Raw genomic sequence first — 13,716 nt, 5'->3', positions numbered from 1 at the left:
CTCGATTCAGCTCAGCGCCTGCAGATACGCGACCAGCTTGCGAAGGGCTTCTCCGCGGTGACTGATTAACTGCTTCTCCTCCAGGGAAAGCTCTGCCATCGTTTTCTCATGGCTTGGCAAGTAGAACAGCGGGTCGTACCCGAAACCGCCGCTTCCGGATGGATCGGAAGTGATCCACCCTTCGACATGCCCTTCCGCCTCCAGCTTTTCTCCTGAAACCGGATCGTACAGCACCAGCACGCAGACGAATCGGGCCGGGCTTAACAAGGGCTGCTCGGTGTCCTCACCCAGTCTTAATTGCTCCAGCTCGCCGATCAGCTTCTCGTTATTATCCTCATCCGCGCCATGCTCACCTGCATACCTTGCGGAATATACACCCGGAGCGCCGTCCAGCGCATCCACGCATAATCCGGAATCATCTGCAAGCACAGGCAATCCCAGTGCATCACCGACCGCTTTGGCTTTCTTGAATGCATTGGCTGCGAAGGTAACTCCATCTTCAACGACATCAGGCAATTCAGGGTAATCGTACATACTCTTGACTTCCACGCCAAGCGCAGCAAAAGCATGTGCAAATTCCTTCACTTTCCCCTGATTGCGGGTAGCTACAATGAGAGTATCCCCAAGTATCAGCGTCATATCTTAGACTCCAGTTCCCGCATTCACGGAACCGATTTTGGCTGCAATGGGTCCGAGTGCTTCCTGTTGACGCTCGATCAGCTCGCGGATTCCTTTTTCCCCAAGCTCCAGAATCTGATCCAGCTCCTCGCGCGAGAATGGGCTTTCTTCGCCGGTTCCTTGAACCTCAACGAATTTACCCCCTCCGGTCATAACCAGATTCATATCCACCTTCGCTTTGGAATCCTCTTCATAGTTCAGGTCCAGCAGCGCCTGTCCTCCAGCGATACCCACACTAATCGATGCCAAGTAATCCGTGATCGGAAATACTGCGAGTTTATGTTGTTCTGCAATTTTATTTACCGCTATGGCCAGGGCTACAAATGCTCCTGTTATGGAGGTGGTCCGCGTTCCGCCATCCGCCTGGATCACATCGCAGTCCAGCGTAATTGTCCGCTCGCCAAGAGCATGCAGATTCACAACAGACCTGAGCGCTCTGCCGATCAGCCGCTGAATTTCCATCGTCCGGCCAGTGAGTTTACCGCGATTGGCTTCCCGTTGATTCCGAGATTGTGTTGCGCGCGGCAGCATTGAATATTCAGCCGTCACCCAGCCCTTTCCTTGTCCTTTCAGAAACGGGGGAACTTTCTCATCCACGGTTGCCGTAATCAGCACCTTGGTGTCTCCCATTTCGATGTACACGGAGCCTTCCGCATATTTATTCACATGGGTCGATAAATTCATCGGTCGAAGCTCATCGCTCTTACGTCCGTTAGATCTCATGTTTTCTGCCTCCTACTTCTTATCGCAATCCTGATTAGCATTCCCTATTCTACCAAAGTGCAGGCACAAAAGCACCTTTTTGGGGTGCATCTTGTCAAACAAAGCGATAAAATCGTCAGATCGAAATTTCGTTAATAAATTCCGGACGGCTTACTGGCTCACTGTAGTTGCGGCTGTCCGTTCCAACCACCTCAGCCAGATCGTTCATCCGGATTTTCACCTTCGCATTTTCCGAATTTTCGGAAACCGTAAGCACGACAGCCTGCAGCAGCTCGGTCGGAACCTGCTCTCCCTGTTCAAACATGCTGTCCTGGAGCGATACGGTTACGGCGCCGTCCTCCCCTGTTTCAATGGATGCAACGGTTGTGTCATCCGGAATGACTTCAACGAGTCCATCACCATACTGCGGTCCACGAATCAGCTCATTCAAGGCGGCCTGGACCGCATCTTGTCCGGTCGGAACAAGTCTTGTTACCGGTACATAGTACTGGATCCCGTCTGGCGTTAATGAGGAGAAATAAACGGTAACCGGTGAGGAAGCGGAGTATAACGCATCATCTGCCTTCTGCAAATTAATGCCCATCGCACGAGACAGCGGACGATCCAGCGGCGTGTGATTCACCGGCATCTCCGTCAGCTTGACTCCATCCACCCATACCTGCATCTGCTCAATGCCTTCATGTCCTGTCAGCGTCCACGTCAACGCCTCCAAAATTCTTCGTTCATCTGCCGCTTTATATTCCGTAAACGATTTATTGAATTCAACAACAGCCAGTTTGTTCTCCTGATCTACCGTCACATTATTGATTTGGGTACCGGCAGGCAGCACGGCCTGGAAGCCCTGTGGAACAAAGCCCGCGTAGCGCCCTCCATTCACAAGCACTTCAAGGGATTCGGCCACCTCATTGGCACCCTCGACCTTCGGAATCCCCAAGGTTACTGGTGCCAGCATTCCTCTCGTATCGGATAAATAAACCGTGGTTTGTGTGCCAATGTCGCCCTGCGCCGCTGTAGATCCGGCCGTGTTCAGCATCTGCTTCTCCACTTGTGCAGGCGGTGGGTCAATCGCTTCCGATTGTTTCCCGGAAAACACACCACAGCCGGACAATACGATCGGAACAGCAAGCAGCCCGGCGGCGGAAAGCCTGCGAAGATTGCGTTTGTTACTTTTCATGTATTGTTCCTCCCTAACATTTTTTTGTACAGGTTGTACTCCTATGTATACGAGCCCTTTCCAAAAAAATAACTCTCAGTTTTGCCCTTTCTGGACAAAGGGGTGCCGGAAAAAGTACAATCGTCGTAAGCATCTTCATCAACCCACAAAAATGAGGTGAGTTCCATCATGGCAGAAAACGATACAAATATCCCTTACAGTCTGAACAGCAAAAAGGTAGCAGAAGCAACACGGAGCCTGCTGCATGAGCGTGGAATCAAATTGGAGGAAATCGCAGAGCTGGTAATGATCCTTCAAAAGAAATACTATCCGAATTTGACGATGGAAGAATGCATCGAAAATGTGGATGCCGTGCTCAGCAAACGCGAGGTGCAAAATGCGGTATTGACCGGAATCCAACTGGATATTTTGGCGGAGGAGGGCAACCTCATCTCTCCGCTTCAGGAAATGCTGGCCAATGATGAAGGGCTATATGGCGTGGATGAGGTTCTGGCATTTTCCATCGTTAACGTGTACGGTAGCATCGGCTTCACCAATTACGGATATATCGACAAACTCAAGCCCGGCATTCTGGAGCAATTGAATGATAAATCAAGCGGCAGGGTCCATACCTTCCTGGACGATATCGTCGGTGCGGTTGCCGCAGCCGCCAGCAGCCGGATCGCCCATCGCAAGCAAGCGGACCGGGAGATCGAGTTGTACGGCACGACCGAAGAACTCCCCAAAGAATAAACCATTTCAAAAAGGAGATTCGCAGCTATCGCGAATCTCCTTTTTTATCGCCTATCAATTGGACTCCTCCACCTTGACCTAATCGAAGGAGCCCGGTAATTTCAAAGAATCATAGACGATAGCGCGCTTACCGAAATCTAAGCTTCTCCAGGCTTGGAGATGAGTTCCTTCTATAATAAAGAGGCTCATCTTCGGCTATGAAAAATCGGGCTGTCCAATTGCATAAAACGGTAAATCTATCTAGTCATTTTTGCAAACCTCAATCATATCCTATGATGAAGAACAATCCAATAGAGCACTTATGGATACCCCGCCAATCTCTATGACGGGGTTCTTTTTTTGTCAGAAAAATAGTAGACTACCTGTTCATACTGACCTTTACGGAAGCAATGTCCCAGATGTCGGATGCATAGCGGTGAATGGTATTGTCGCTGGAGAAATGACCCGAATGGGCAATATTGATAATTGACTTCTCGGTCCAGGCCCTGGCATTCAGATAGACGTCATCGATATCCGCCTGGGTCGCAACATAGCTGGAAAAGTCCTCCAATACAAAAAATTCATCATTGTGATCCAGCAGGGACTGCAGGATCTGACCGAATTCCAGCTCGTGACAGCAGAACGGGCCTGAGGATATTAATTGATCCAGCACACGGGCGATTCTCGAATCCTGCGCATACCTCTCTCTGGCTACATACGCCCCGGTCCGGTAATATTCCAGCACATCCGCAAGTTCCAGACCAAACAGGAACATATTATCTCTGCCCAGCAGCTCAAACATCTCCACATTCGCTCCATCCAGCGTACCGATGGTCAATGCGCCATTCATCATAAATTTCATATTACCCGTGCCGGATGCCTCCTTGCCGGCGGTTGATATCTGCTCGCTCACATCGGCAGCGGGAATAATCTTCTCGGCAAGCGAGACCGAATAATTCTCGAGAAACAGCACTTGAAGTTTGTCATTTACCTCCGAATCGTGATTAACGACATCCGCTACGACATTAATTAACTTGATGATGCTTTTGGCTAAATAGTAACCCGGCGCTGCCTTCGCCCCAAAAATGACGGTACGCGGTACACGATCTGCCCCCGGCTGATCCTTAATCTCGTTATAAGCATGGATGACACGCAAAATGTTCAGCAGCTGCCGCTTGTAGCCATGGAGCCGCTTAACATGGACATCAAATATCGAATCAGGATTAATCTGTATCCCTTGTTTATGGGCAATATAGTCCGCAAGCCGTTCTTTATTGCTCCGTTTGATTCGCTGAATTCCTTGCTGAAAGGCAGAATCCGTCTTTAATGACTGAAGCTGTATCAGTTGAACGGGATCCGTGATCCACGAGGTACCGATGCCTTCGCTGATGAGCTGGCTCAATCCCGGATTGCTGTGCATGAGCCAGCGGCGGTGGGTAATCCCGTTGGTCTTGTTGCTGAACCGCTCCGGATACAGCTCATATTGCGGTTTCATCACCTGCGTCTTAAGCAGTTCTGTATGCAGAGCTGCTACGCCGTTCACATGATAGCTTCCCACGATGGCCAGATTGGCCATTCGTATTTGATCGCTCTCCACAATCGCGAGCTGTGATATACGCTCTTGGTCGCCTGGATAACGATCCAGCAGCATGCTGCAGAAACGTTTGTTGATCTCTTCAATGATCATGTAAACGCGAGGTAGCAGCTCCCTGACCATACCAGCCGGCCATTTTTCCAATGCTTCGCTCAGCAGGGTATGATTGGTATAGGACACGGTCCGGCTCGTAATGTCCCAAGCCTCATCCCAACCCAAACCCTTGTCGTCAACAAGAATCCGCATCAGCTCGGGTATGACCAGTGTAGGGTGTGTATCATTAATATGAATTGCGACATATTCCGGCAGCTCACGATACATCAGCCCCAGCTTGTCAAACGTTCTGAGGATGCTCTGAACCCCCGCGGAACAGAGAAAGTACTGCTGCTTCAGCCGCAGAAGCTTGCCTTCGTAAGCCGAATCATCCGGGTACAAAAATTCCGATATGGATTCAACCGACCTGTTATATTCTAAAAATTTATAATAGCTGTTATGTTGATTGGCCGTACGGATTCTGGACAAATCCGTTGCCGATTCGGCGCTCCACAGGCGCAATGTATTCACCTGCCCCTCGCCATAACCGATCACAGGCACATCATAAGGGACGGCCAGAACACGTTCGTAGTCCACCGTGTGAAACACCGTTCGTTCTTCCTGCATACCGATTTCCACATGACCCCAGAAGCGTACTTCCACCGCTTTGTCCGCCCGCCGCTCTTCCCAGACGTTACCCCGCTGGAGCCAATTGTCAGGCAGCTCAACCTGATAACCATCAATAATCTTCTGTTCAAACAATCCATACTTATAACGAATCCCGCATCCATGGCCTGCATAACTCAGTGATGCCAGCGAATCCAGAAAGCATGCTGCAAGACGCCCAAGCCCCCCGTTGCCGAGACCTGCATCCGGCTCCTGCTCCTCAATCTCTTCCAAATTCCAGCCCAGCTCCAGCAGACCGCTCCGGACCATGTCCAGCACGCCGAGATTCAGCAGATTGTTTCCCATCAGCCGCCCGATCAAAAATTCCAGCGAGAAGTAATATACTTGTTTCTGCGCTGTATCCCGGTAGGTCCGATTGGCTGCCGCCCATTGCCGTCCGACATACTCCCGGATCATGCCCCCGAGTATTTTATAAACATCCTCAGGCGCTGCTTCCTCAAGCCCCTTCCCCAAACGACTCACCAATTGCTCCGTAAAGACCTGCTTGAATGTTTCCTTGTTGTTAAACAAAAGAAAGTTCCTCCTGACGGACTCGTTTTATTTTTGATATCAGATGGAGATGTCCTTGGCAATTACAAAGGGCTTGCGAAAATCGCCCTGAAGTTTATGATCCCGCGAGATGATCACGTCTTTATCGAGTATGACGTTCTCAAGCCTTACGTTTTCACCAATAACGCACTTTTGCATAATAATCGAATTGTGAATGCTCGCACCTCTTTTTACCTGTACCCCTCGAAACAGAATGCTGTTCTTGACTTCCCCATCGATCTGACAACCGTTGGCTACCAACGCATTGCTTACATCGGCGGAGTTCAAATATTTTGCCGGAACCTCGTACTTGATTTTGGTGTGAACAGACTGCTTGCGAAACAAGCTGTTGTATGCCGTGGGGTTGAGAAGATTCATGCTGGTGCGGTAATAGCTTTCAAGCGAGTTGATCACCGCATGATATCCGCGATATTCGTACCCTGCAATATTCAGCTTATGACGGTTGCGCATGATCGCATCCCGAAAGAAATTGCTGCCGCCATGGGCTATGCAATGATCCGCCATCTCAAGAAACAACGATTTCTCCATCACAAACAATTCCATGTAGACCCCATCGTGCTTGTGTTCGTAATGAATGTCCGTTACGATGCCATCCTCGTTGACATCCAGGTGTGTGCAGGAACGATGCTCATCTCTCGGCTTATCCACTCTTGTGTATACCAGTGTTACATCAGCGCCCTGCTCCAGATGGTATTCATACACCTCGTTCAAATCGACCGTACTGATATGCTGACTGCCGGAATGCACGATATATTTTGCAGCCCCCCGCTCAAAGAAATCCAGATTGTTATAAATATGTCGCAGCTCGCCGGCGGACACATCCGTCTCATCATTCCAATCCGGTGGAAGGATGAATAAGCCGCCCCGCTTACGATGCATATCCCACGGACGACCTTCACCGAGATGATCCATCAAGGATCGGTATTTCCGGCGAACGAAGAGCGCGATATCCTGGATGCCGGCATGCATCATGTTCGACATCACAAAGTCAATCAAGCGATACCTGCTCGCAAAAGGCACAGCCGCACCGCAGCGGTAATACGTCAATTCATTCAGCACATCCCGTTCATGCTCCAAATTAATAATCCCCATGAGTTCTCTCATCTGCGATCCCGTCCTAACCTTGATTAATGTGGGACGAAGACGATTGAAGCAGCTTCAGCACGTCTTCATCATTACCGCTTACAAGCACGATCTGGGATGGATCTTCCGGAGGCGGACCGATGGTTGTATGGTCTTCAATGACCATATCCTCGGTCACGATGGCACGGTGTATGCGAACATGGCTGCCAATACGCACCTTGGGCATGATAACCGAATCGGTGATGACACTGCCTTCCCCTATCTCAACGCCATAAAAGAGGACCGAGTGCTCCACCTCGCCGCATACGGTGCAGCCTTCATTAATCATGCTGTTCCGCACGACTGCGGTTGGCGAAATATACTCTGCCGGCTGATTCGGATTCCGGGTGTAAATCCGCCATAACGGATCGTTTAAGTCCAGCTTGGGCTTCTCGCTGAGCAGATCCATATTGGCTTCCCATAAGCTTTGGATCGTGCCGACATCCTTCCAATACCCGTCGAATGGATAGGCGTACAGCGTTTTCCCGTCATCCAGCATATTCGGCAGAATGTCTTTGCCAAAATCATGGCTCGTTCCCGGAAGCTCCGCATTCTGCAGTAAGTAGGATCGCAGCAGCTTCCAGCGGAACAGGTATACGCCCATGGAAGCTGTAGTGCTCTTGGGCTGTGCCGGCTTCTCCTCGAATTCATAAATCCGGTAATTCTCATCCGTATTCACCATGCCAAATCGCTTCGCTTCGTCCAGACTAACTTCAATGACCGAGATGGTGCAATCCGCATCCTTCTCCTTGTGGTAAGCCAGCATGCGGTCGTAATCCATCTTGTAGATGTGGTCTCCTGATAAAATAAGGACGTGCTCGGGATCATACTGATCAATAAACTTGAGGTTACGGAAGATTGCATCTGCCGTCCCGCGGTACCAGGTAGTCCCGTCTTCGCGTTCATGGGGCGGCAGCACGAATACGCCCCCATTCAGCCGGTCCATATCCCAGTCGCTGCCTACACCAATGTAGGAATGCAGCACCAGCGGCTCATACTGCGTGAGCACACCGACGGTGTCAATTCCAGAATGGGAGCAGTTGCTGAGGGGAAAATCAATAATCCGGTATGTACCCCCAAAATAAACAGCCGGCTTCGCCAGTGTCTTTGTCAGACCCTTCAGCCGTTTGCCTTGACCTCCTGCGAGCAGCATGGCAACCACATCTTTTTTCTTCATGGCAGATTCTCCTTTTCAGGGGCTTATGAGATACGAATCCTATAACATGAAAATTGCAGATTGAAACCCAAGTGATGGAGTGGATCATGGTGGTCAATGATTAAGACTAAAGATGATACAAGAGGGAATGCTTGCGCTTATACAGCACAGGTAACATTAAATATATGCGGGTTATTAGAAAACTCTGACTCCGGATAACGAAGGATCCCCCTAAGTTGAAGCGCTTTCCTATTCTAAGAATGTACTCTGCTGCAGTCTTACAGGGGATGTACCTACCAAGCATCCAGACGCAGCGGTTCGGACGCTTTTTCCCGGGGTATCCCATAGCGGATGCTCCACAACGTATCCCTTCTGATCTATTAAACAAAAAACCGCCCTTTCTACGCATGATGGAAGCAAACGTACAAGCAGACGGTTTATTCATGTCTTGATTATATCAGGAATGCCGCTATTTCCGCACAGAAAAATAGCACATTCCGTCCTCGTGTTCCACCATCTCGGCTTCCCCGCGATCGGTGAGCTCGGCAAGATGGGCAAGCGCTTCGCACATGGCAAAGCGCAGCTGGTGGATGCCGAGCTTATCGCCGAAGAGGGCGGTGCAGACCTCGAAGGCGGTTAGCCGTCCGGCTGCGCCCAGCATGCCGGCGATTGCCGTCAGGCGCTCCTCGTGATGAACGAGGAGCGCTTCGATCCGTTCACGGACATGCGTGAACGGGTGGCGGTGTCCGGGATACGCAGTCCGGACATGCAGTTCCCGCAGGCGGCGCAGCCCTGCGAGGAAGAGCGCCAGCGGCCCGGCGTCGCTGCCGGGCAGCAGGCTGACGTTGGGCGAGATTTGCGGCAGCACAGCATCGCCGCAGAGCAGAATGCCGCTGTCGGCATGGAAGAACGACAGATGCCCCGGAGCATGGCCGGCGGTTTGGACCGGTATCCATATCCTGTTCCCCATCCGGAAAGGCAGGTCCTCCCCGATGTACGAGACTTGCGGCTGCGGCGTAACTTGGGAGAAGAAGCTGTTCAGATGCTCCGGCAGCTGGTCAAGCCAGGATTCCGGCATGCCATGCAGCCCAAAGAACGACGGAAGCGCGCTGTCCATAGTAGAATCCGGGCCCCACATCAGCATCGCTTCCCGATGGGCACGCTCGGACATCCAGACCTTCGCACCGGTGCGCTCCTGAAACCATCCGGCCAGGCCATAGTGATCCGGATGATGGTGAGTCAGCACAACCGAGACGATGTCGCTGATTCCGATATCGAGCAGCTCCAGCGCAGCCTGCCATTCCTGCTCCGAGGAGTCCGTACGCGGGCCTGGGTCAAGGATGGTGACACCATCATCTCCCCGCAGCACATAACTGTTCACCCAGCGCAAAGGATTAGACAGCGTAATCTTCACCTGACTGAGCTGACGCTCTTCTATATGATTAATCCCGGGGATTTGTCCCTTCTCTTCCTGATTCATCGTAGATGCAACCTCCATCTGCATTGTGGCTTCAAAACCTGACCCTTTCATCATAAGCTTGTAATCGGGATATGTATACAAAAGGCTGAGCTCGTTTGGAGCGGTGTTCAAAGAAGAAGGCACCCCCGTATGGCCCATACCATCTTGGAGATGCCTTTTCTTTAGCGCCCTTCCAAGTCCCTCACAGGGACTTGCACCGCCGCCGACTTCCTTCCACACACCCTTTTTCCCCAGGCTCATCCTTCAACTCCACTCCAACTCAATGAACGCTCGACTTATACTGGGAAGGGGTAACGCCGGTCCACTTCTTAAAGGTGGAGCTGAAGTGCCGCTCCTCCTGATAGCCGACCAGGCGAGCGACGGCGTAGATTTTCAAATTCTGCTGAAGCAGCTCCTTGGCTTTCTCAATCCGGTATTGATGCAGGTAATCCAGAAAATTGACGCCGAGCTCCTGCTTGAACAGGGAGCTTAAATAAGTATTGGAGATATAAGCCTCGCGGGCGACCGCCTCCAGTGTAAGGTTGGTATTGTATTTCTCCTTGATCAGCTCCAGTACGGACTGCACCGTACGGTGCAGGGTACGGTTGGAGGAGCAGGCTTCCACAAGATGCTGCATGATTTTTTTCACGATGGTAGCCAGCTCTTCCAATGTCTCTACTTGCGGCAGCTGTTCCATCGAATTCACCAGTTGGTTCTTCCACTCAAACGCCCCGATCCGGTGCTCCTTGGCGATTCTTTGCAGACTGATCATAAACGTTGTCGCCCGCAGGTTCACCTCCTGCTTGCTGTAATGGGATTGTGTCTTAAACATCTCCAGCCATGCGTCCAGTTGATCAAGTGCCTGCTCGAAACTTCCATGCCGCAAGCAATCCAGCATCTCCATTTCACATAAGTCAAATCTCTCATTATCCAGAATGGATGTGGACTCCGTACTATTATCATATCCGCTATCTTCGCCCCGCAGCTTCTCGGAATAGAAGAACACGCCGCCTCTGCCTTGATAGAAACGGGACTCCATCGCCTGAACCGACTCCTGATAGGAATCGTGGGCCTGATTGATCGATGCCTTCCATGAACCTAATGCAATACTGACGGTCATCTTTAAATATTTCTCCAAATTTCCCTGCAGCACCCGGATTTGGGGCTCTAATCTTTCTTGGGACGGAGCCGTGATCAACGATGTGTTGGCCGAGCCTCTTCTGCCCCTCTCCGCCATGCTGGCGACCCACAACAGATCGTTGCCTTCCTGGAACACTTCGATCCGCCCGCCATATACATTGTCCAGTGTTTCCTTCACAATGTTAACTGCCGCGTAGCGAAGAAGAACGACATCCCGTTCATCCAATGGAATTTGAGACGTATCCACGCGAATTAGTCCTACCTGAACACCTGCATTCTGGATATCCATCTGCAGCTCCAGCATGAGTCGGCCCCTGTCCTCCAGCGGAACAGCGGGATACCGTGTCCATTGGGACAGGACCTGACTCTTCATTAATGGAATGTTGCGGTTCCAGGATTGGTCCCTTTCCTTAAGCCTGGATTCGCGCGCTTCCTGGAACTCTGCCGCCTTCTTAGCCTCCAGCACTGTCCTAAGAATCTCTTCCGGGCGGCAAGGCTTCAGTATAAAATCGGAAGCGCCAAGTCGAATGGCTTGTTTGGCATAACTGAATTCATTATATCCGCTAAGAATGATCGGCCTGAACTTAAACCCGCGAGACTGCGCCTGCTCGATCAGTTCCAGTCCATCCATATGGGGCATCCGAATATCCGTCAGCAAAATGTCCGGGCTGCAGCTTTCCATGATTGACAACGCCTCGCTGCCGTTTCCCGCTTCCCCGCAAATGACAATCCCGTGGGATTCCCAATCAATTAACCGCACCATTCCCTCTCTTACCGATATCTCATCTTCCGCTATGAGCAGTTTCATAAACAGATCAATCCCCTTTCCTCTCCAGATGGATGACGGCACAGGTTCCTTTGCCTTCCCTGCTATCCAGTTCAAGGTAGGCACCGGATTGGAACAATCTCAGCCGATCCTGAATATTCAAAAGCGCGAACCCGGTTCGCAGCTCATCTTCCTTAGCCTCCAAACTGCGGTTCTCCACCCGCTGCAAGCCGGAAAGCAGCTTATGCAGCTGCGACTCTGTCATCCCGATCCCGTTATCCAGCACCTCCAGCACCACCGAATTGTCAAACCCGTACGCCTTCAGGGTAATAAAACCGTTCCCGTTCAGCGGCTCAATCCCGTGTATGATCGCATTTTCGGCCAGAGGCTGCAGAATAAGCTTGGGTATCATAAAGGAGGAAACCTCCTCGGCAATCTCAATCGAAAAATCAAACCGGTCCATAAAGCGGCGCTTCTGTAAAAATAAATAATTCCGCACCAGCTCCATTTCCTGTTCAATTGTGAAGAAATCCTTGCCGTCGTTCAGACTGAGCCGGAATACCTGGGATAAGGAGTACACCATGTCCGCTATATCCTTCTCGCCCTTTCTCTCGGCCGTCCAGCTGATCGTATTCAGTGTGTTGTATAGAAAATGGGGGGATATTTGCGCTTGCAGCGTTTTCAGTTCCGCTTCCTTCTGCTTCAACTGCGTAGCATACACATCATCGATTAATACCTTGATCCGCTGAACCATCGCATTGTATCCGGTCCCGAGCTCCCCGATCTCATCCTGTCCGGTAAAATGCACCCGCTGCGTAAAATCCCCCGTCTGGAGCTTGCGCATGGAGCGCGAAAGCTTCATCAGCGGCTTCGTAATCATATTGGACAACAACCACGTGATGACAAGACTAATCAAGAAACAAAGAACCGCCACGGCGACCGTCAGCTGTCCGATCCGTCCCAGCTCACTCACCAGCTTCTCCCTTGTATTGACCACAACGACATGCCAGCCCGTACTCGGAGAAATCGTCTGTGTAATCATCCAATCCGGCGATTCCTTCCACAGCCCCAGTCTCTCTTCCGTTGAGAACCTTGTTTGAGCCGCTTTCGTCCCGTTATAGGGTAGCTCTGTGTCATATTTTCCGATCCAGCGCTGATCCGTAGCTGTAATGATGAGCCCGTCTTCGCTAATGACAAACATCTCGGTTGCAAGCGTGGGCTGGCCCAGATACAATCGGCCGATACGGGCTGCGTCCACGCCAATCATAATCAGCCCTGCCGGTTTCAAGTTATAGATGTTGCCGATGACGCGCGACAGAACGATTTTGTGATAATGATCCCCGACAAAAATATCGTCCGACGGCTTCACCAACCCATAGACGGGACTGCCCTTAGCCTTGAGCGCAGCTTCATAATAGGGACCCTCCATAAAATGGGACAATGTCATCGCACTCGTAATTCCCGCCTGATTGGTTGCAAACGGTTCCAAATGTTCGTAGCCGGGTTTCAGCGTGTATAATATCATCGATTGGATGGAATCGCTGGCAACCATCATATTGGAGATGGTTTTGAAAGCTTTTTGCCGTTCCGCAGGTTGATAATCGGATTCCAGCAGTCTCTGTATCTCATCATCCAAAAAGAGGTTGTTGGAGAAAAACAGCATTTCTTTTGCGACACTGTCGATCTGATCGGCTGTTTTTTGAGTGAGCTGATTCTGGGTCTGCTTCATCTTGTCCATCACTTCATTGGACGATATTTCATAAGCGATCCATCCCATAGCAACGATAGTTGCCATCAGAAGCGGAACGAACCAGAACAGCAGCTTAAACCGGATCGGCATGCCGGCATACCACCGCTTGTATCGTGGGGTGTCCTTCATGAATGCAATCACCTGTTTTCAGAAGAATATGTGAAGGATTGAAAT

10 protein-coding genes are annotated in these 13,716 nt (G+C 50.9%); 1 reads left to right on the top strand and 9 read right to left on the bottom strand.

The genetic code is table 11. The features are described from left to right. Positions 1–6 precede the first annotated feature (6 nt). The 3 genes from M2277_RS26425 to M2277_RS26415 form a co-directional block, all read right to left on the bottom strand. Positions 7–639, bottom strand: a complete 633-nt coding sequence (locus M2277_RS26425) for an XTP/dITP diphosphatase (protein ID WP_063478853.1) — start codon at positions 637–639, stop codon at positions 7–9. A 3-nt stretch (positions 640–642) separates the two neighbouring features. Continuing rightward, complete coding sequence (gene rph / locus M2277_RS26420; RefSeq protein ID WP_036641360.1) at positions 643–1,401, bottom strand: ribonuclease PH; 759 nt, start codon at positions 1,399–1,401, stop codon at positions 643–645. 115 nt (positions 1,402–1,516) lie between these two features. Continuing rightward, positions 1,517–2,575 (bottom strand): GerMN domain-containing protein, encoded by a 1,059-nt coding sequence (locus tag M2277_RS26415; RefSeq protein ID WP_006208762.1) that lies wholly within the window; start codon positions 2,573–2,575, stop codon positions 1,517–1,519. A 168-nt stretch (positions 2,576–2,743) separates the two neighbouring features. Here M2277_RS26415 and M2277_RS26410 point away from each other — a divergent pair, with 168 nt between their 5' ends. Beyond that, entirely contained in the window at positions 2,744–3,307 is a 564-nt protein-coding gene (locus M2277_RS26410) for a phosphatidylglycerophosphatase A family protein (protein ID WP_006208761.1), read from the top strand. Positions 3,308–3,665: 358 nt separating this feature from the next. Here M2277_RS26410 and M2277_RS26405 read toward each other — a convergent pair whose 3' ends face one another. From M2277_RS26405 to M2277_RS26380, 6 genes are all read right to left on the bottom strand, one after another. Next, complete coding sequence (locus tag M2277_RS26405; RefSeq protein WP_280756028.1) at positions 3,666–6,110, bottom strand: glycogen/starch/alpha-glucan phosphorylase; 2,445 nt, start codon at positions 6,108–6,110, stop codon at positions 3,666–3,668. Positions 6,111–6,149: 39 nt separating this feature from the next. Further along, positions 6,150–7,253: a glucose-1-phosphate adenylyltransferase subunit GlgD gene (gene glgD, locus M2277_RS26400; RefSeq protein ID WP_006208758.1), complete on the bottom strand. Its 1,104-nt coding sequence runs from the start codon at positions 7,251–7,253 to the stop codon at positions 6,150–6,152. Positions 7,254–7,266: 13 nt separating this feature from the next. Then, a complete protein-coding gene (locus M2277_RS26395) occupies positions 7,267–8,448 on the bottom strand; it encodes a glucose-1-phosphate adenylyltransferase (protein ID WP_006208757.1) in 1,182 nt (393 codons plus the stop codon). A 448-nt stretch (positions 8,449–8,896) separates the two neighbouring features. Beyond that, positions 8,897–9,907 carry an MBL fold metallo-hydrolase gene (locus M2277_RS26390; RefSeq protein WP_481857789.1) on the bottom strand — a complete coding sequence of 337 codons (1,011 nt, stop codon included), beginning with the start codon at positions 9,905–9,907 and terminating at the stop codon, positions 8,897–8,899. A 259-nt stretch (positions 9,908–10,166) separates the two neighbouring features. After that, positions 10,167–11,834, bottom strand: a complete 1,668-nt coding sequence (locus tag M2277_RS26385) for a response regulator transcription factor (RefSeq protein WP_280756026.1) — start codon at positions 11,832–11,834, stop codon at positions 10,167–10,169. Positions 11,835–11,841: 7 nt separating this feature from the next. Beyond that, positions 11,842–13,671 (bottom strand): cache domain-containing sensor histidine kinase, encoded by a 1,830-nt coding sequence (locus M2277_RS26380; RefSeq protein WP_036641349.1) that lies wholly within the window; start codon positions 13,669–13,671, stop codon positions 11,842–11,844. Between the last annotated feature and the right edge of the window lie 45 nt (positions 13,672–13,716).

This window comes from Paenibacillus sp. LBL (genome assembly GCF_029893715.1).
In the GTDB taxonomy this organism is placed as follows: Bacteria; Bacillota; Bacilli; order Paenibacillales; family Paenibacillaceae; genus Paenibacillus_AQ; species Paenibacillus_AQ glucanolyticus.
This window is presented reverse-complemented; position numbering and strand designations above follow the sequence as displayed.

Excerpts from the sequence above, each read along its gene's own strand:
- M2277_RS26410 (WP_006208761.1), top strand. The coding sequence starts at position 2,744 with ATGGCAGAAAACGATACAAATATCCCTTACAGTCTGAACAGCAAAAAG.
- M2277_RS26425 (WP_063478853.1), bottom strand. The coding sequence starts at position 639 with ATGACGCTGATACTTGGGGATACTCTCATTGTAGCTACCCGCAATCAG.
- M2277_RS26385 (WP_280756026.1), bottom strand. The coding sequence starts at position 11,834 with ATGAAACTGCTCATAGCGGAAGATGAGATATCGGTAAGAGAGGGAATG.
- M2277_RS26395 (WP_006208757.1), bottom strand. The coding sequence starts at position 8,448 with ATGAAGAAAAAAGATGTGGTTGCCATGCTGCTCGCAGGAGGTCAAGGC.
- rph (WP_036641360.1), bottom strand. The coding sequence starts at position 1,401 with ATGAGATCTAACGGACGTAAGAGCGATGAGCTTCGACCGATGAATTTA.
- M2277_RS26415 (WP_006208762.1), bottom strand. The coding sequence starts at position 2,575 with ATGAAAAGTAACAAACGCAATCTTCGCAGGCTTTCCGCCGCCGGGCTG.
- M2277_RS26380 (WP_036641349.1), bottom strand. The coding sequence starts at position 13,671 with ATGAAGGACACCCCACGATACAAGCGGTGGTATGCCGGCATGCCGATC.
- M2277_RS26390 (WP_481857789.1), bottom strand. The coding sequence starts at position 9,907 with ATGAATCAGGAAGAGAAGGGACAAATCCCCGGGATTAATCATATAGAA.
- glgD (WP_006208758.1), bottom strand. The coding sequence starts at position 7,253 with ATGAGAGAACTCATGGGGATTATTAATTTGGAGCATGAACGGGATGTG.